Origin of the sequence: Alishewanella sp. WH16-1 (assembly GCF_001441695.1) — a bacterium.
GTDB classification, from domain to species: Bacteria; Pseudomonadota; Gammaproteobacteria; order Enterobacterales; family Alteromonadaceae; genus Alishewanella; species Alishewanella agri.
On record NZ_LCWL01000037.1, the window covers coordinates 1 to 17,608 of the forward strand.

Here is a 17,608-nt window from a genome sequence, read left to right on the forward strand (position 1 = left end):
TTTGTGGGGATCCCTCAGCTGAACTGCCTTACTTGCAAGGTTATCCGGATAACATTCGCCAACAGGTGCAACACTTGCTGGCGACAGGCAAACTGGCGGCAACGCTGGCCGCTCGCTACCCGAAAAATAGCCATAATATTCAAACCGATAAAGCACTTTACGATTACACCCAACAATTAAAGCGGCAATATATGAAAAGTAGTGAGCCGATTAGCAAGGCGGTGTTTGATCCGAAAATTCATATTATTAATAATGCGTTAGGCACTCACACCCAAATCAGCCGGGTGCAGGGTGGTAAATTAAAAAGTAAGAACGAAATCCGTATTGCCAGTCAGTTAAAGCAACTGCCGTTACCATTGCTGCGAATGGTGGTGGTGCATGAATTGGCGCATTTGCGGGAAAAGGACCATAACAAAGCCTTTTATCAGCTTTGTCAGTATATGGAGCCGGCTTATCATCAGTTAGAGTTCGATTTACGGCTGTTTCTGACCTGCCAGGAGCTGGCAGGTTGATTATTTCCTTGGCAGTGCATTGCTGCGCTAGTACGCTATTGCTAAAATTTGCACCGCAACTGATAAGGTAGCATGGTGTTATCGTGGTCAGTCTGTTAATCGGGGTTCAGATGCGTCGATTTATGTTGTTCTGTGGTGTCATTCTGGCACTGCCTGTCTTAGCCAGACCTGCCGGCACCGTTTTTAACAGTGACTTTGAACAAAGCGGCCTTAGCCAGTGGCGCACCCTGGGTGATTGCCAGCTTACCAGCGAGCAACCACGCAGTGGGCAGGGCGCCTTACGTTGCACCAGTGGTAGTCATACACTATTTAGCCGTGATGCCTTGGGCGAGCAAGGTTTGTTGGAGCTTTGGGTGTTGCCGGAGTCAGAACTTACCAGTTACCGTATTCAGGTACTGGTGTCAGATCGCAGCACACTGGATAGTGCCTGGCAGCCGGTCGCGGTGATTGAACATCAAAGTGGCAGCAGTGGCTACAAAGCGCACCGGGTATCGGTTGACGATCCGGGGCGTAAGTTTTTACGCCTCGATATTGAAGCGCAGCATGGCTTTGTGCAGCTGGACGATCTGCAAATAGAACGTATCTTGCTGGCCACCGCGCTGACGAAAAATGAACAGCGCATTATTAGCGGCATTCTGGATAAACTGCGTCGCGATCAAAATATCGAATTACAGGCAGAGTCTTTTCGCAGCTTAGGCAGCAACTACGCGGCACAGCTTGAAGTACAGCGTCAATATCTGGAATATGCTAATGCGCTGCATTCCGGCATTTCACTGGTATTGGCCAGCTCTGAACGCAATAAGATGTCGAACCCGATGGCTTATGCCAGTTTTCGCAACATTATTAGCGATACCAAAAGGGTGACATCAAAAATCCAGCAAGCCCGCTTAAACTCGATGATTAAACCTTTCGGTGATCTGGTAACTGCCACCTTAAATGTGGTCAGTGCCGGTACCTATTCTGCTTTTGCCGAGCCATTTAAATCTTTTCTGGCAACCAGTTTTGACCGCTCCAGTTATCAAAACGCCGGTTTAAGCCGTGCCGACCGCAAATTCGCTGAAGAGCATGGCTTAAAAATTTATCAGGACGCTGAGCGTTTTCTAACCGAGCTGGAGCGGGAATTACAGCAAGTCAGCCAACTGGACAATGAGCTGAGCAATATTCAGCGTACGATTGAAAGCTTCAGGCGTGATTTGGAAAAACACCTGCGGGATACCTTACTGCATGCCAATATCGCCAGCTCGAAAGAGAATATCAGCCGGGTACTCAGTAAAGATGAAAAAGTCCGGCAAAGTATGAGTGCGGCAGTTTCGGGCAATATCAGCCTGAAAGCCGGCTCCTATCTGAATGATGGCAATAATACCGAGCTGATCCGCTTTGTGCTGAAAACCTCAGAATTGCTTGATTCAATGCAGAGTTATAAAGACGGTTTTAACCAGATCACCTCGCAAATGCTCACTTATTACGAGCGATTTGACCGTTCAGTGGCACCAGAACAAAACCCCTTTACCGACAAAGCTGACCGTGAAGCGTGGGAAAATCATGCCAAAAAAGCCCGTGAATATCTGAAGCAATCACGCGAGTCGTTTAACAAAGCTTACCTGTAAGCAATACTCGGGCAAAGCTGCAGCCAACGACTATACTAAAGCTGACGCCAGCCTTGGCGTCAGGTCATTTTCTCTGCTGCGAGGAAAATGCGATGAGCTCATACTTTGCCGAAAGTGAATGGGGCAGGGTCCGCGCTCAGGCTAAGTTACAGTGGGATAGGATCAGCTATGCTGAGCTCGAGCAAGCCCGGGGCAATCCCGATTATCTCGCTGAATTAGTGCAAGAGCGTTATCAACTGGATGAAGACGATGCCCGCCAATGGGTTCAGGAGTTTTTTGACAGTATCTGAAGCCAAAACAAGCCCGGTAGCCGTAATGACTACCGGGCTTTCCCGCTTTTAAGGTGGCCCTCTGCGCTGCATCCGTTATAATAAGCGCACTTTTTTGTCAGTTCGAGGGCCTTATGTTTAAAGCATCTGTTGCGATGTTGCTGTTAGCGGGCGGTTTGGTGTGCAGTCAGGTAGTGCAGGCTGCCGAGCCTCTGACGTTGGAACGTACCATGAAAACCATGGGGTTTGCTTTTAAACAGGCCTCGGAAGCTGCCAATCCGGCAGCAGCTCTACCGCATTTAGAAAAACTGCACCGTTTAACGCATGACGCGAAACGCGCACCTATGCCAACGGATAAAGCTGACGTGTTTCAGGAAGGTCTGGATAAAGTGCTGGCGGAGCTAACCCTGGCGAAGCAAGCAGCCGCGGCAGACGATGCGGTAAAACTGCAGCAGCATTTAGCGGCTGTCGAGCAACTGAAAAAGCGTTACCATAAAGAGCGGCGCTTTAGTTTCTGGCAGTTGATTTTCGGTAAAGTGTAAAAGCGTATTTGCTGTTCAGCGCACGCTCAGCCGCCGCCTCCTAAGCTTAGCTTACTATGCAGCGAAGGAGCTTTAGTGATGAAAGCGAAACAAACTAAGCAACCCCATGCCGAGCGTTACTACTATCAACCACATACGGTGGACTTAAGCAAACAGGAGCAGCGGGCGTTAAGTCTGGTATGGTCTGAGCCGGATGAGCCGGAAGTCACAGCCGTTGATGGCGATACCGAGCATTGCGCGGTGTTGGGGTATAACTAGGTTATAACCGGGTTATAACAAAGATGGCTGCCCGGCGCAGAAGCCGCCGGGCAAGGCTGGTTTAGATATTACGCCAAGCCGACATAGACGTTCTGCACGTCGTCATCATTGTCGATAGCATCTAAAAAGGCTTCGACTTCGGCGCGGGCTGCGTCATCAAGACTGACCGGGTTGTTGGCGCGGTAAACCAGTTTCGCCGAATGCACTTCATAGCCAAAATCTGGCAGGGCCTTGGCAACAGCGTCTAAATCGGTACTTTCGGTTAAGAAAATCACTTCACCGTCTTCGCCTTGCTCAAAATCCTGAGCGCCGGCTTCAATCGCTGCCAGTTCCAGATCGGCGTCGGCGGAAGTGGGTACGGCCTCAATTTGTCCCAGATGTTTAAAATCCCAGGATACCGAACCTGAACTACCTAACTGGCCTTTACGGAACAGGATCCGCATACTTTGGGCACTGCGGTTTTTGTTATCCGTTAAGCACTCGACAATCACCGGCACCTGGTGTGGCGCAAAACCCTCATAAACCACGGTTTCGTAGTTAACCGGGCCATCCAGCAAGCCGGCGCCCTTTTTAATCGCCCGCTCCAGGGTATCTTTCGGCATCGAGGCTTTTTTCGCAGCCTCAACTGCGGCCCGTAATTTGGCGTTCATGCTGGGATCTGCACCATTGCGCGCGGCAACCATAATTTCTTTGGCAAGTTTGGTAAAGATCCGGCCTCTGGCATTGGCCGCATCCATTTTATGCTTGGTTTTCCACTGGGCACCCATAATGCATTCCTGTTAAGCTAAAGAGAAAATTTCGGTCGGCTAGTCTAGCGAATTGCAGCTACCGGCCGCAACCGCTGCCCGGATTTTTTTAATCCGTTAGCGCGCGCTTTGCGTAACTGCGGCCTGTACTGGTGCTTTAGACGTGGAACCTGCAATGAATTTACAACATATCCGGGCAGTGGCTTTTGATTTAGATGGCACCCTGGTCGACTCCAAGCTGGATTTTCGGGCGATCTGTCGCGATATCGGCTGGCCTGAGGGCACGCCCTTACTGGAGCGGCTTTCTCAGCTTGGCGACTGTGCCGAAGCGCAGCGGGCGGCAGACATTATTTATCAGCATGAGATGCGCGGTGCTGAGCAGGCGAGTTGGATGCCCGGCGCCGCCGACTGCTTGCAGCAGTTACAGGCTCAGCAGATACCGCTGGCCATTTTAACCCGCAATATGCGCGCTGCCACCCGCCTGACGCTGCAGCGACTGCAAATACCGATTTCGCTGGTGTTAACCCGCGAGGATTGCGCCGCCAAACCCGATCCTGCCGGTTTATATAGTATCTCGTCCAGCCTGAATATTAGTTGCCAGCAGCTATTATATGTCGGGGACTATGTGTTTGATTTGCAGACTGCAGCGAATGCCGGTGCCTGGTCCTGCTTGTATCTTAATGAAACAAATCAGCATTTTAAGCCGCTGGCAAACTACCATATCGGGCATTTTGCGGAGTTAGCCCGCGCCTTTGCCTGAGCGATATTTGTGCAACGGTTGTCAGGTACCCCCTTTTGGCACTATAGTGGTTGTATAAGAACAACCTATAATAAAGGTGCAAGGTGCTGACGCGTTTAAGGAACAATTTTTATCTGGCAATGATTAGCCTGGTCGGCCTGATTATCACGCTATTTGTTACGCCTTATGGCATTTATCGCTTATTAAGTGGCAATCTGGTGGTGGGCATTGCCGATCTGCTGATTGTACTGTCTTCTATTATTGCCGTGATCTATGCCTGGCGTACCGGTGACACGGTGCGGCCAGGGCAGTTTATGGCGGTTACTTTCTGTGTTGGCGTATTGGTCGTCTGTTTTAGTCTTAAAACCAATGGCATATTCTGGATTTATCCCATTCTGGTTTTTATCTTCTTTCTGGTATCGCCGCTGACGGCAGTGGTCTTGTCGATGCTGATGTTGGGCATCTTGATTGTTACCGACCTAGTGGTGCCGGGCATGATTTTCCAAAGCCACTATCAATTACTGGCATTTGCGGTTACGGCCTTTATTTCCAGCTTTTTCGCCTATGTATTTGCTTATCGGACACAACTACAACGCAGCGAGCTAAAACAACTGGCCAGCATCGACAGCCTGACCGGTGCTGGCAATCGCCATACTTTAAATGCGGAGTTAGAGTTGGCGATGCAACTTAATCAGCGGTTGCAGACTAACTTTGGCGTTATTCTGTTTGATTTAGACCATTTTAAGCAGATTAATGACAACTATGGTCACCGTACCGGCGATGAAATTCTGGTGCAACTGGTGCCGCTGATCAGCAGTGTGTTGCGACAGAGTGACCGGGTATTTCGCTATGGTGGTGAAGAGTTTCTCGTGCTGCTACGTGATATCAATGCGGCCGATTTGCCGCAATTAGCGGAGAAAATCCGGCTGAATGTTGAACGCCGGTTACTGTTACCTGATGCTAAGCCCGTTACCTTGTCAGCCGGAGTTGCCATGCTGCAGCCTGATGAAGACTGGGAGCAGTGGTTACACCGCGCCGATATGGCCTTGTATCAGGCTAAAAACAATGGTCGCAACCAGGTGGTTGCCGCCTGAAAGGAAACCAACAGGCCCACCATGCAATAAATAGCAGGCCTTATCGCTAAATGCCTACAGCGGGCAACCCGCCTGAGGTTTTAATATCGGCATCAGCAAGGGGGCCATACCGTTCAGTACCTGTAATGGCAGCGCTGAAGTAAAGAAATAATCCTCCGCCGCATTACCCGGCAAATAAACCGAAATTACCCCAAAATGCCGATCACCGAGATAAAACGCAAAGGTCGCAGTACGGTTTAACGCCCTGGACGTCACTGTTTGCCCGCGGCTATTTACCGTACTGATCCTGTTGTCTCCGGTACCGGTCTTACCACCTATCAGTGCAATATCCGGCGCCAGCGGTTGGCTAAAATTCGCCTGCAAGCGCCGGCCGGTGCCCTGTTGTACCACTCCTGCCAGACTTTCCCGTAATACTTGAGCAACTTCAGGGAGCATGACCCGCTCTTGCTGCAGTTCGGTGCGGGCAACTTGCACCTCGTAAGGCGTATCAGCGGCAAAATGTAAGCCTTCAATCCGGAACATCGGCAGGCGGCGGCCGTCGTTTTGAATAATACCCATCAATTCCGCCAGTGCCGCAGGGCGGTCGCCAGAACTACCCAGTGCAGTTGCCAGCGAAGGCACTAAATACTCAAAGGGGTAACCCAGCCGCTGCCAGCGCTGGTGAATGTCCCAAAAGGCTTCAATTTCCAGCATAGTGCGAATACGGTTATCCCTGGCACTGCGCGACTGAGTGCGGAACAGCCATTGGTAGGCTTGCTGGCGTACGTCAGCGGTTAAATTGATCGCTTCAGCCAGGGTTGGGTTGGGTTGTTGCTGTAAATAGCCGAGCAACCACAGCTCCAGAGGATGGCTGCGTGCCAAATAGGCTTGATCCGGCAAGCTAAATTCACTTGGAGCATATTTGCGGTACAGTTGCCGCCACTGTGCCGGCGTTTGCGGGTTATCAGCAAAGCGCTGCTGCATAAAGCGGATAAACTCGGCTTCGCCAACCTCAGGGTAAATAAACCGATACCCGGCACTTAACCGATCGGGCGTCTGGCGCAAGCCATTTAAAAACACCTCCAGCCGCTGTTCAGCCGTTAAACGATGATATTTGCGCCAGAACCGCTGCAGGAAACTTACGCCTTCTTTATCAGCAAAGCGGCGCAAATACTGGTCGCGGCGTGGGTCATTGTCGTTTTTTAACAGCTGATAGCTACTGCTCTCACCATGATAAATATTGTAGTTAACAATTTCCTGGGTCAGACGGACAAACGGCAGGTTAATAGACTCATACAGCGCCTGGCGCATCGTCGGTACCATCCGATCTTCTTCACGGCGGAAGTTACTAAAAGTATGCAGGCCGCCGCCGGTGAAAAAGCTGTGGCGGGGATCGGCTGAGAATTCACGGTCCATAGCCGCGTTTAACATCGTCAGTAAACTGACCCCGGGGTTCGCAATCAGATAGTTAATAGCCCACTGTGACAAATTATCCTGTGGTGCAATTTCCAGCAATGCCAAGGCTGAAGCCGGTTGCTCCGCATAAGTTTGGTGCAGTTCAGCGACTAACTCCAGATAGGTTCCCAGCATCCGTAGTTTTGCCGTCGAGCCCAACTCCAGCTTACTGCCTTCATTTAAATCAAAAGGTTGCTCGGCATGGTTGTCGGTTTGTACGCGCAGCTTATTACCGGTAGGCGTACTTTCATACAGCGTAAAACTGTACTTTACACCGCGAATTTGGTCTTCGCGCAGCAAGCGCGGGCCAATAATACCGGCTTTTTCGGCCGCAGAAAGTTGCTCCAGTTGTTGCAAATAGTTTTTGATTTGTTGCTGTAGCGGCAGATCCAAGGTAGTTTGCACTGTTAAATCCAGCCGATCAGTCTGATACAGCGTCCGCTCCAGTAAGGCTGCGACCCGGTTGCGAACCAGCAAGGCGGTTTTATCCAGCTGCGGCCGGCTAACGCTGGCTGGCGTTTGAAAGGCTAATCTGACTGCGCTGGCCTGTTCCAGCCAGGCCTGACTGATAATATTGGCCTGACGTAGCAAGCGTAAATGGCTATCAACCAACTGCTCCAGCTCGTCACGTCCCTGCAGTAGATAATAACTGGGGCGGCGCTGAGCAATAATCAGCGCCATCACCTGGCGCAAAGCTGTACCATGGGCGGCGGTGTTAGGGTTAATGTCTTGCAGCAGCCGGTTGACCCGCTGTGGATCTGCACCGAACCAGGCATGCAGGCCGTCGGCCATGCCATGGACTTCGCCAGCTTGGGGGGTGGCCGCCAGTGGTACGGTATTAATATAGTCCAGCGCGATTTGTTTGCGCCTTTCCATCGTTTCCCGTGCCGGTTGATAAGCGCGCACACTGGCAGAGACCATCTGTTGTAGCTTATCCAACACATCGGCGGTAAAGCCTTGCTCAGAGTGCCGGTACTTTTCAATTTGGGTAGCCAGGGTGCTACCACCGGCGGCGGCCGCTTCACGCCCAACCGCTTTCTGGGTTTGGGCTAAAACAGCGGCGCCAAGGCGCGACCAGTCCACTGCGGGGTTAGCATAGGCAGTTGGTTGAAACAAATCGCGGTTTTCGACATAGAGCAAAGCCCGCAGCAGTAAGGGCGCAACCTGCTCAAATTGCGAAAACTGAAACTCAGGTTTTTGAAAACTAAATAACGGTTGCTGCCGGCAATCAAATACCTGCAGTCCCCATTGATTCTTTTCGGCATAGGGCGGATAAAAACCCAGCTCGGTATAGCGTTGTAGGGCTGGTGAGAACCGGCTTTGCCGGGTAATCGAAAAACCCTGTTCATTTAAGGTTGTCAACCAGGCGGGCAACTGACTGTAGCCTGCCCGTAAATCAAAAGGGCCGCCCTGCGGATAAACCGGTGCCGCCTCTTGCGGTGCCGGCCCGGCCTCGGTGCTGAATGTCAGTTGCTGCGCCAGATAGTGCCATACCCTGGCTTGCAGTACACTGCTGCGCATCTCCTGATAGATTAACCCTGCCAGCAGCACCAGCAACAGTAACCATAACAGCCACTTTAATGGCCGCCAGTTAACAGGTTGTCTCGGCCCCCGGCCTGGCGCTTGCGCTGCGCCGTTTTGTGGTTCACGAGTGTTCTCGAAACGCCGCCGGCTTAATACCGGTGGGGCATCCAGTGGTGCGTCGCCAAGGCGTGGTTCAACCCTTTGTTGATCTGACATAGTAAAACTTACTGCACTTCCTGTGAATTTAGCTGTTTAGCGCGGGCTAGGCGCTGCGGATCGGCTGTCACTTGCCAGCCTTGTAAATTATCAATAATCAGTTGACTGAGTGCTTTGATATGCTCGGGGCGATCATTTAGTGCACTGATATATTCATAGCGCTTACCACCGGCATGTTCAAAGTATTCCTTATTTTCTTCGCCAATTTCTTCGATGGTCTCCAGACAATCGGCGGAGAATCCCGGGCAAAATACCTGTACCGAACCGACACCCTGGCCCGGAAGTGCTTTTAGCGTTTCGTCGGTGTAGGGTTTAAGCCACTCTTCACGGCCAAAACGCGATTGAAAGGTGGTAAGGTACTGCTCGGGTGCTAAACCCAGGCCTTCAGCAATCAGCCGCGAGGTTTTATAGCATTCGCAGTGATAGGGATCGCCATTCAGTAAATAGCGCTTCGGGATGCCATGATAAGAAAATAGCAACTTATCGGCCTGACCATGCTGCTGCCAGTGTGCCTTAATCCGCTCAACACAAGCCGCGATATAACCCGGATTATCATGATAATGACTGACAAAACGTAAGTCAGGCAGCCAGCGACGCTGCATAAAATCCCGCGCCAGTTCATCAAAGGTTGAACCAGAAGTCGAGGCAGAATACTGCGGATACAGTGGCAGCACAATCAGCTTGCGTACCCCTTGTTGCATCATACGTTCCAGCACTGACTGAAAACTGGGGTTACCGTAGCGCATAGCAAAGTCGACCACCACATCGGTGTAGCCCTGAGCCGCCAGTTCGGCAGCCACCGCTTTAGTTTGGCTTACCGTATGAAACAGTAGTGGCGAGCCTTGCTCGGTAAATACCGTTTGATAGGCTTTAGCCGAGCGGCGTGGCCGGATATTCAGAATAACGCCATTTAAAATAAACCACCACAGCAGCCGTGGCACTTCGACAACCCGGGGATCGGATAGAAACTGCTTTAAATAGCGTTTTAATGCTTTTGGGCTAGCCTCATCCGGCGTTCCCAGGTTAGTTAACAGTACGCCAATCTTATCGGCGCGACCATGACTGAAATCTTTGCTATTAATATATCCCATACGGCGCTGTGCTCCTGATTATACTAAAGCCGGCATTACGGCGAAGGAGCCCCGTTAGATCGCCCGGCTTTATAGTGATCTTAGCAGTTTCAGCTGCGTAAACCTATGACTGGAACAGAATATTTAGCATCACTGGTCAGACCGCACTCCGGTACCGGTACGAGGTCTAACCTGTTAAGGTGTAACTGACATCAGGGAGAACTAAATGCGTAGAATCCTCGTTTTTCTGTTGGCGGTGCTACTGGCTGCCAGCGCCGGCTCGATGATCCAAAGCCTGGTGAATCTGCAGGCGATTGCTGCTCTAACTGGCCCTATTGCTACTGCCGAGCAGTTGAGCACCCTCTGGTTTGATTTACGCCATTTTATGCCGGTACTGGCGGCGATTTTCCTGCCGATTATGCTACTAAGCTTAGTGCTAAGCCGTATTGTTTTGAAACGCGCAACGCTGGGTAAGGTGCCGGCCGTTTTTGTTATTACGGCACTGAGTACCTGGGCAGCGTTACTGATAATTAATCAGTTGGCGCCAATGCCAACCTTAATCGCGTTAAATCGTACTCTGGCCGGTACTTTGTTATTGCTAAGTTGCAGTGGTCTGGGCGCGGTTTTTTATCATTATTTTAGTCGTAGCAGGAGCGTCGCATGAGCCTGAGCCGAACCCTATTATTTACGCTGGCGTTAAGTTTGCAGCAGGTTGCGCTGGCTGCGTCATCGCTGCCTTCCTCATTGCCGCCTTCCGGGCCTAAAGTTCAGATCCTGACTGAGGGGTTAGAATATCCCTGGTCACTCAGTTTTTTGCCTTCCGGCGGCTTTTTACTGACCGAGCGCAGCGGGCAGTTGGTGACATTAGGCAGTGATGGTCAGGTGTTGCAAAAACTCGATGTCAATTTACCGGAATTTTATGCCGCTGCGCAGGGTGGTTTGCTGGAAGTGTTACTGGCCGATAATTTCGCACAAAGTGGTCGTTTATTTTTAAGCTATGTCTGCGGTACGGCTAATGCCAACAGTGTTTGTTTGGCCAGCGCCAGTTGGCAGGATAATCAGCTGACTGATGTCAAAAAAATTTTTCGGGCAACTCCAGATCGGCGCGGTGCCGCGCACTATGGCGGTCGGATGGTGCAGCTACCGGATCAAAGCCTGGTGCTAACCTTAGGCGATGGCTTTGATTATCGTGAGCAAGCCCAGAATAAAGCCAATCACTTGGGGAAAATCGTACGTTTACAGCAAGATGGCAGCGTGCCAGCCGATAACCCCTTTGTTGGGCAAGCGGCTGTTGCCGCCGAGATTTTTACGCTCGGGCATCGAAATGTGCAGGGTATTATCTATGATGCAGCAACCGGTAAATTGTGGAGTCACGAACATGGCCCCAAAGGTGGCGATGAGCTGAACCTGCTACAAGCCGGTGTTAATTACGGCTGGCCGGTGGCGACCACCGGTATTGATTACACCGGAGCCCGGATTTCTCCCTTTACCCGCTTTACTGGCATGGCTGAGCCGGTGTACCAGTGGTCACCTTCGATTGCCCCTGCCGGGATGACGCTGTATCGCGGTGAGGCTTTCCCGCAGTATCACGGCAATATCTTTATTACGGCTTTAGCCGGCAAAGCCTTGCACCGGTTGGTGCTGGACGGCGATAAGGTGATAGAGGAGGAAAAGCTGCTCACTGAACTCGATAGCCGTTTGCGTGATGTGCGCACCGGTCCTGACGGCTTAATCTATATTCTGACCGACGGCCCAGCCGGCAAGTTACTGCGCCTGACCCCGCAGTAACTTATCCACAGCACTCCGGTACCGGTCTGACCAGTTTATCCACAGGTCTCCCTTTTTTCTGGGAAAATCAGGGTATGACCAGTTAGTGCTGATGGCCGCCTTCACCATGGGCGTGGCCGTGAGCGATTTCTTCTGCAGTCGCCTCACGTACGCTCAGCACTTCGAGTGCGAAGGTTAGGGTTTTGCCGGCCAGTGGGTGATTGGTATCAACATCCGCCTTAAACATGCCTACTTTGACGATAGTCACTTGACGCTCGCCCTGATCAGTGTTCACCCAGGCCACCATGCCTGGTTTCCATTTTTTAGCTCCCTGCAAATGTTTGACCTGCACGCTCTGAATTGCATCGTCACGACGCTCACCATAGGCATCAACTGGTGCCAGCGTAATTTCGAACGTATCGCCGGCAGTTTTACCTTCCAGCGCCGCTTCTAATTTTGGCAACATCTGATTATGACCATGCAGATAGAGCAGGGGCGCGGCTTTCCGCGAGCTTTCCAGCTCGCCTGAGGCATCGCTTAGGGTGTAGTGGAATTGCACAACGGCATTGTTGGTAATTTGCATAATGATAAGTCTGTTAGCTGATAAAAGTGGCGCCATTATATGGCATCTGCATGCAGATAACAGCTATAGCAGTGATTCAGGCTGCAAAGTAAACTGGTATGACCGGTACCGGAGACCTGTGGGTAAACAGGTCAGACCGGTACCGGAGTGGTGTGGATAAGTGGTGTGGATAAATTAGGTGGCGGCTTTCATGGTGCTGACAAAGTCGCGCAGCTTAGTGAGCAGTAACTCAGGCTCGTGCTGATGCTGCTCAATCAGCTTGACGATAGCCGAACCGCTAATGGCGCCGGCCGCACCATTTTTAATCGCATCTTTTACCTGCTCGGGTGCGGAGATCCCAAAACCCAGCAGCGGTGGCGCCGGATTATAAGCACGAATGCGCGCGATCAGCTCCGAGGTTGGCATTGCGGCCTTGGTTTCGGCACCGGTCACGCCGGCGCGACTTAAAAGATAAGTATAGCCGCGGCCATAAGAGGCGATAGCGCGTAGGTCATCATCATCGACATTGGGCGGCACGATATAAATCGGCGCGATGTTTTGTGCCATCGCGGCCTGGCGGAACAGCTTACTCTCATGCAGCGGCACGTCGGCAATCAGTACCGAGTCGACGCCGGCAGCCGCCGCTTGCTCGTAAAACTTAGTAATGCCTTTAGCCATTACCAGGTTTGAATACAGTAATAAACCAATAGGTACTGCTGGGGCATAGGCGCGGATTTTTTCAATCAGCTCAAAGCTGACTGCCGGCGTGACGCCAGCGGCCAGCGCCCGGATATTGGCATTTTGAATCGTTGGGCCGTCAGCAATAGGATCAGAGAACGGAATACCCAGCTCCAGCGCATCGGCGCCGCCATCGACCAGGGCTTTTAAAATTTCAAACGACAGCTCAGGGTTCGGATCACCAAGGGTCACGAAGGGCACAAAGGCACCGCGGCCTTCGTTATTAAGCCGCTGAAACATCTGTTGATAACGCTGCATCTTATACTCCTCCCTGCTGCGCCGCTAACACGCTATGCACGTGCGCCAAGTCTTTATCACCGCGACCAGATAAATTCACCAGTAACACCATTGGCTCGGTGGCATCAGCTGCAATTTTTAACGCCTGGGCTACGGCATGCGAGCTTTCCAGCGCCGGAATAATGCCTTCGGCTTTGGCCAGATGTTGGAACGCCGCCAAAGCTTCATCATCATTAATCGCCACATACTGCGCGCGACCACTTTGCTGCAGATAAGTATGTTGTGGCCCGACCGCCGGATAGTCTAAACCGGCCGAAATCGAGTACGACTCTTCAATCTGACCATCACTGGTTTGCATAATGGCAGTATAGGCACCGTGCAAAATACCATAGCTGCCGGTACTTAACGCCGCACCATGCTGATGGGTGTTAATACCCAGTCCACCGGGTTCGACGCCAATCAACTTGACGCCGGCTTCAGCAATAAAGTCAGCGAAAATGCCGATCGCATTAGAGCCACCACCGACACAGGCAATCACCGCATCCGGTAATTTGCCCTCGGCTTTTAAGATCTGTTGTTTGGCTTCTTCACCAATCATCCGTTGGAAGTCACGCACAATAGTGGGGAACGGGTGCGGGCCCGCTGCAGTACCCAACATATAGTGCGTGGTTTCATAGGTAGCTGACCAGTCGCGCATCGCTTCGTTTACGGCATCCTTTAGCGTACCGGAGCCAGCCGTCACCGGAATCACGGTCGCGCCCATCAGCTTCATCCGAAACACGTTCGGCTGCTGGCGTTCAATATCTTTAGCACCCATATAGATGCGGCATTTTAAGCCCAGCAGCGCACACGCCAGCGCTGTGGCCACGCCGTGCTGGCCGGCACCGGTTTCAGCGATCACTTCTTTTTTACCCATGCGTTTGGTTAGCAGCGCCTGACCTAACACCTGGTTGGTCTTATGCGCGCCGCCATGCAGCAGGTCTTCACGCTTTAAGTAAATTTTAACCAGCGGGTTAGGGGATAAGTTACGGGTCAGCGTCAGCGGCGTTGGCCGGCCGGCATATTCGGTTAGCAATTGCTGAAACTCGGCTAAAAAGGCCGGATCCTGCTGTGCTTCGACAAAGGCGGCTTCCAGTTGCTTTAACGCCGGTACCAGCAATTGTGGCACGAACATGCCGCCATATTCGCCGAAATAGGGGTTTAGTTTTAACTCACTCATCAGTTCTGCTCACCCTTAGTATTGGTTTTGCTCTGAAAATCGAAATGACGGATGGCGCTAAAGGCCGCCGCCAGTTTAGTGTGATCTTTAATGCCCGGCGCACTCTCTAATCCGGAGTTTAAATCCAGCCCCGCCACCGGTAAGGCCAGCGCCTGCGCCACGTTATCCGGCTTAAGGCCGCCGGCTAACATAATAGGTTGTGCGCTGTTAAGCGCTGACAGTAGCGACCAGTCAAAACTCAAGCCACTGCCGCCATGCTGGCTGGCATGAAAACTATCCAGCAAGATCCGATCGGCCTGTGGGCTAAACGCCGGTAGCTGCTGTTGCACGCGATAGGCTTGCCAAATCTGACAATCTGCCGGTAATAGCGGCCGCAGGGCAGCAAGGTAAGCCTCATCTTCCTCGCCATGTAGCTGCACGGCCGCCAGCTTTAGCGCCTGAGCCAGCCCGGCTACTTCAGCTAGTGGGCTATTGACAAAAACGCCAACAAAATTAAGTTTAGCGGCCTGAACGAGCTGTTGCGCCTGCTCCGGTGTCACATAGCGCGGTGACGCCTTGGCAAAAATTAAGCCGCCATAGTAAGCGCCGGCGTTGGCCACCGCCTTAACATCTTCCATCCGGGTTAAACCACAGACTTTATGCTCGCCGATAATCAGCCGCTGACAGGCAGCTGCCAGATCGGCTTCAGCCATCAGTGAGCTGCCGACTAAAAAGGCATCAGTGATCTGCAGCAGCTCTCGTACCTGCTGATTACGATAAATGCCGGACTCCGATACCACAGTGCGATCAGCTGGGATCAGCTGCCGCAGGCGAAAGCTGGTGTTTAAGTCCGTACTCAGATCGCGCAGGTTGCGGTTATTGATCCCAATTAATTTGGCGCCAAGCTCCACCGCCTGTAAGGTTTCTTCTTCGTTACTGACTTCGGTTAATACCGTCATATTCAGCTCGGCGGCAATGGCCGCTAACAACTGGTACTGCTGGGGTGATAAAATCGACAGCATTAACAGTACCGCATCGGCACCGGCAGCCCGCCCGGCATAGATCTGGTAGGGATCAATGATAAAGTCTTTATGCAGCAGCGGCTTGTCAGATAAGGCGCGCATCTGCTCCAGATACTGATAGCTGCCCTGAAAAAACTCGCTGTCGGTCAGCACCGAGATACAGTCGGCATATTGGTTGTACACCTGGCTAATAGCAGTAAGATCAAAATCCGGCCGAATTAAGCCTTTTGACGGCGAGGCCTTTTTACACTCCAGAATAAAACGGGCGCCAGGCTGCTGCAAAGCGGCCAGAAAATCGCGGCTGGTCGGGCTGACACTGGCGATAAAGTGCTCCAACGGCCTCTCGTCAGCCATAGCCGAGACTTCAGTTAACTTATGGCTGACGATTTTCGCCAGTACCCCGGTAATGGTTTTATTGTGTAATACCAGTTCAGCCACGGCTTAACTCCTGCATTTTTTCCAAGGTCGCCATCGCCTTACCACTGGCCAGTTGTTCCAGTACCGCTCGGGTATTCACTTTTAAATCCTGGCCTAAACCGGCAATTTTTAGCATCGCCGCCACATTTACGGCTACTGCCTGATTATGCGCCTCTTCGCCACGGCCTTGCAAAATGGCCAGCGTCGCTGCCGCATTTTGCTCCGGCTCGCCACCTGCTAAGGCACTAAGAGGAGTAATATTGAGGCCAAAATCTTCCGGCGTAAGCGTAAATTCGCGCAGTGCACCGTCTTTTAGCTCACAGACATAAGTATTGCCATGCAGCGCGACTTCGTCACAGCCGCTACCGTGCACCACCCAGGCGCGCTCAGTACCCAGTTGCTGTAAGGCCTCGGCCATCACCCGGCACAGTGCCGGATCGTAGACGCCAAGTAGCTGAAAAGCAGGTCGCGCCGGGTTAATTAAAGGCCCGAGCAAATTAAAAATAGTTCTGCTTTTCAAAGCATTGCGTACCGGCATCGCATGCTTAATGCCGCTGTGATACAAGGGCGCAAATAAGAAGGTACATTGCGACTCGGCCAGCATGCTGGCTGCCTGTTGTGGGCTTTGCTGAATATTCAGCCCCAGATGCTCCAGCAAGTCAGCAGAGCCCGAACGTGATGACACACTGCGGTTGCCATGTTTTACCACCGGCAATCCCATACTGGCCGCAACGATGGCGGCAGTGCTGGAGATATTAATGGTATTGCTGCCATCACCGCCAGTACCACAGCAGTCGATGCTCGGTTTGGTCGTAGCCGGGAATGGCGCGGCGGCTTGCAGTAGTGCACTGGCTGCACCGGTTATTTCGGCGCAGCTTTCACCGCGTACTTTCAAAGCGGCTAACATAGCGGTTAAATGCAGTGGATCGACCTGACCGGTTACCACAGCACTAAAGAATTGCTCGGCTTGCTCGCGGCTAAGTGCTTTACCCGTCAGCGCTTGTTGCACCAGCGGTAAAACCCCTGCCTCTGTGTTGTTAAGATCTGTCATGCTCTTAACTCCTTAATAAATATTCGATACTTTGCTTAAGCAGCGGCTTGCCCAGCGTAGTTAAAATCGACTCGGGGTGAAATTGAAAACCCAGCATCCGCTCAGTCTCGTTAATCACCGCCATCGGAATATGTCGCTCATTGGCAATTTGCTCAAGGGTGTCTGGCAGTGTCGTCGCCATTAGTGAGTGATAACGTGCCACCGGGAAAGGCCGTGGTAAACCGTTAAACACCGGATGCTCTGCCAGACTAATCGCCGAGGTTTTACCGTGTACGGTTTCGCCGGCGCGGCCGACCACACCGCCATAATGTTCAACGATAGCCTGATGCCCGAGGCAAATCCCCAGCACCGGATACACTCCGGCGCAGCGCTTTAATAACGCCGGCATCGAGCCGGCATCGGCTGGCGCCCCCGGGCCGGGTGATAACACCAGCAGCACCGGGCCGGTTTCCTGCTGCATTTTTTCAAAAATATAATCGGCCGGGACAGTATTGCGATACAGCTTTAAGCTTACGCCCAGCTGTGCAAATTCATCCACCAGGTTGTAGGTAAAAGAATCGATATTATCCAGCAGATACACTGTGCAATTAAGGTTCTGGCTCATC

At 52.1% G+C, this 17,608-nt stretch carries 18 protein-coding genes; 9 read left to right on the forward strand and 9 right to left on the reverse strand.

The window, feature by feature from the left end; all coding sequences use genetic code 11:
- Positions 1-23: 23 nt before the first annotated feature.
- From AAY72_RS03935 to AAY72_RS03955, 5 genes are all read left to right on the forward strand, one after another.
- Positions 24-512, forward strand: a complete 489-nt coding sequence (locus AAY72_RS03935) for a M48 family metallopeptidase (protein WP_057785703.1) — start codon at positions 24-26, stop codon at positions 510-512.
- A 110-nt stretch (positions 513-622) separates the two neighbouring features.
- Positions 623-2,119, forward strand: coding sequence for a hypothetical protein (locus tag AAY72_RS03940; RefSeq protein ID WP_057785704.1), 1,497 nt, complete (start codon positions 623-625; stop codon positions 2,117-2,119).
- Positions 2,120-2,211: 92 nt separating this feature from the next.
- Positions 2,212-2,409, forward strand: coding sequence for a hypothetical protein (locus tag AAY72_RS03945; RefSeq protein ID WP_057785673.1), 198 nt, complete (start codon positions 2,212-2,214; stop codon positions 2,407-2,409).
- Positions 2,410-2,522: 113 nt separating this feature from the next.
- Complete coding sequence (locus tag AAY72_RS03950) at positions 2,523-2,930, forward strand: cytochrome b562 (protein WP_231728889.1); 408 nt, start codon at positions 2,523-2,525, stop codon at positions 2,928-2,930.
- A gap of 78 nt (positions 2,931-3,008) precedes the next feature.
- A complete protein-coding gene (locus tag AAY72_RS03955) occupies positions 3,009-3,188 on the forward strand; it encodes a hypothetical protein (RefSeq protein ID WP_057785675.1) in 180 nt (59 codons plus the stop codon).
- A 68-nt stretch (positions 3,189-3,256) separates the two neighbouring features.
- Here the strand turns inward: AAY72_RS03955 and AAY72_RS03960 are convergent, their stop codons facing one another.
- Complete coding sequence (locus tag AAY72_RS03960) at positions 3,257-3,955, reverse strand: YebC/PmpR family DNA-binding transcriptional regulator (RefSeq protein WP_008983916.1); 699 nt, start codon at positions 3,953-3,955, stop codon at positions 3,257-3,259.
- A gap of 154 nt (positions 3,956-4,109) precedes the next feature.
- On the opposite strand from AAY72_RS03960, the gene AAY72_RS03965 reads away from it, so the two are divergent.
- Positions 4,110-4,694, forward strand: a complete 585-nt coding sequence (locus tag AAY72_RS03965; RefSeq protein WP_057785676.1) for an HAD family hydrolase — start codon at positions 4,110-4,112, stop codon at positions 4,692-4,694.
- 83 nt (positions 4,695-4,777) lie between these two features.
- On the forward strand, positions 4,778-5,767 hold the full coding sequence (locus AAY72_RS03970; protein WP_057785677.1) for a GGDEF domain-containing protein: 990 nt from the start codon (positions 4,778-4,780) through the stop codon (positions 5,765-5,767).
- A gap of 54 nt (positions 5,768-5,821) precedes the next feature.
- On the opposite strand, the gene AAY72_RS03975 is transcribed toward AAY72_RS03970, so the two are convergent.
- Together AAY72_RS03975 and hemH are read right to left on the reverse strand one after the other, a co-directional pair.
- Positions 5,822-8,941, reverse strand: coding sequence for a transglycosylase domain-containing protein (locus AAY72_RS03975; RefSeq protein WP_057785678.1), 3,120 nt, complete (start codon positions 8,939-8,941; stop codon positions 5,822-5,824).
- Positions 8,942-8,949: 8 nt separating this feature from the next.
- Positions 8,950-10,032: a ferrochelatase gene (gene hemH / locus AAY72_RS03980; protein WP_057785679.1), complete on the reverse strand. Its 1,083-nt coding sequence runs from the start codon at positions 10,030-10,032 to the stop codon at positions 8,950-8,952.
- Between the two features lie 205 nt (positions 10,033-10,237).
- On the opposite strand from hemH, the gene AAY72_RS03985 reads away from it, so the two are divergent.
- Together AAY72_RS03985 and AAY72_RS03990 are read left to right on the forward strand one after the other, a co-directional pair.
- Positions 10,238-10,675: a hypothetical protein gene (locus tag AAY72_RS03985; protein WP_057785680.1), complete on the forward strand. Its 438-nt coding sequence runs from the start codon at positions 10,238-10,240 to the stop codon at positions 10,673-10,675.
- Positions 10,672-11,799, forward strand: a complete 1,128-nt coding sequence (locus tag AAY72_RS03990) for a PQQ-dependent sugar dehydrogenase (protein WP_057785681.1) — start codon at positions 10,672-10,674, stop codon at positions 11,797-11,799. Before AAY72_RS03985 ends, AAY72_RS03990 begins: the two co-directional genes overlap by 4 nt.
- Positions 11,800-11,881: 82 nt before the next feature.
- Here the strand turns inward: AAY72_RS03990 and AAY72_RS03995 are convergent, their stop codons facing one another.
- The 6 genes from AAY72_RS03995 to AAY72_RS04020 all read right to left on the reverse strand — a co-directional run bounded on the left by AAY72_RS03995 (position 11,882) and on the right by AAY72_RS04020 (position 17,607).
- Entirely contained in the window at positions 11,882-12,361 is a 480-nt protein-coding gene (locus AAY72_RS03995) for a peptidylprolyl isomerase (protein ID WP_057785705.1), read from the reverse strand.
- 174 nt (positions 12,362-12,535) lie between these two features.
- The gene (trpA, locus tag AAY72_RS04000) at positions 12,536-13,336 is read right to left on the reverse strand and encodes a tryptophan synthase subunit alpha (RefSeq protein ID WP_057785682.1); all 801 of its coding nucleotides are present in this window, start codon (positions 13,334-13,336) and stop codon (positions 12,536-12,538) included.
- A 1-nt stretch (position 13,337) separates the two neighbouring features.
- Positions 13,338-14,534: a tryptophan synthase subunit beta gene (trpB, locus tag AAY72_RS04005; RefSeq protein ID WP_057785683.1), complete on the reverse strand. Its 1,197-nt coding sequence runs from the start codon at positions 14,532-14,534 to the stop codon at positions 13,338-13,340.
- Complete coding sequence (gene trpCF / locus AAY72_RS04010) at positions 14,534-15,973, reverse strand: bifunctional indole-3-glycerol-phosphate synthase TrpC/phosphoribosylanthranilate isomerase TrpF (RefSeq protein ID WP_057785684.1); 1,440 nt, start codon at positions 15,971-15,973, stop codon at positions 14,534-14,536. Before trpCF ends, trpB begins: the two co-directional genes overlap by 1 nt.
- Positions 15,966-17,003 (reverse strand): anthranilate phosphoribosyltransferase, encoded by a 1,038-nt coding sequence (gene trpD / locus AAY72_RS04015; RefSeq protein ID WP_057785685.1) that lies wholly within the window; start codon positions 17,001-17,003, stop codon positions 15,966-15,968. Before trpD ends, trpCF begins: the two co-directional genes overlap by 8 nt.
- 4 nt (positions 17,004-17,007) lie before the next feature.
- On the reverse strand, positions 17,008-17,607 hold the full coding sequence (locus AAY72_RS04020; protein ID WP_057785686.1) for an aminodeoxychorismate/anthranilate synthase component II: 600 nt from the start codon (positions 17,605-17,607) through the stop codon (positions 17,008-17,010).
- Between the last annotated feature and the right edge of the window lies 1 nt (position 17,608).

Coding starts and splice junctions, on each gene's coding strand:
- AAY72_RS03965 (WP_057785676.1), top strand. CDS start 4,110: ATGAATTTACAACATATCCGGGCAGTGGCTTTTGATTTAGATGGCACC.
- AAY72_RS04020 (WP_057785686.1), bottom strand. CDS start 17,607: ATGAGCCAGAACCTTAATTGCACAGTGTATCTGCTGGATAATATCGAT.
- AAY72_RS03940 (WP_057785704.1), top strand. CDS start 623: ATGCGTCGATTTATGTTGTTCTGTGGTGTCATTCTGGCACTGCCTGTC.
- AAY72_RS03975 (WP_057785678.1), bottom strand. CDS start 8,941: ATGTCAGATCAACAAAGGGTTGAACCACGCCTTGGCGACGCACCACTG.
- trpD (WP_057785685.1), bottom strand. CDS start 17,003: ATGACAGATCTTAACAACACAGAGGCAGGGGTTTTACCGCTGGTGCAA.
- AAY72_RS03995 (WP_057785705.1), bottom strand. CDS start 12,361: ATGCAAATTACCAACAATGCCGTTGTGCAATTCCACTACACCCTAAGC.
- trpB (WP_057785683.1), bottom strand. CDS start 14,534: ATGAGTGAGTTAAAACTAAACCCCTATTTCGGCGAATATGGCGGCATG.
- AAY72_RS03955 (WP_057785675.1), top strand. CDS start 3,009: ATGAAAGCGAAACAAACTAAGCAACCCCATGCCGAGCGTTACTACTAT.
- AAY72_RS03950 (WP_231728889.1), top strand. CDS start 2,523: ATGTTTAAAGCATCTGTTGCGATGTTGCTGTTAGCGGGCGGTTTGGTG.
- AAY72_RS03990 (WP_057785681.1), top strand. CDS start 10,672: ATGAGCCTGAGCCGAACCCTATTATTTACGCTGGCGTTAAGTTTGCAG.
- hemH (WP_057785679.1), bottom strand. CDS start 10,032: ATGGGATATATTAATAGCAAAGATTTCAGTCATGGTCGCGCCGATAAG.
- AAY72_RS03985 (WP_057785680.1), top strand. CDS start 10,238: ATGCGTAGAATCCTCGTTTTTCTGTTGGCGGTGCTACTGGCTGCCAGC.
- AAY72_RS03945 (WP_057785673.1), top strand. CDS start 2,212: ATGAGCTCATACTTTGCCGAAAGTGAATGGGGCAGGGTCCGCGCTCAG.
- AAY72_RS03960 (WP_008983916.1), bottom strand. CDS start 3,955: ATGGGTGCCCAGTGGAAAACCAAGCATAAAATGGATGCGGCCAATGCC.
- trpA (WP_057785682.1), bottom strand. CDS start 13,336: ATGCAGCGTTATCAACAGATGTTTCAGCGGCTTAATAACGAAGGCCGC.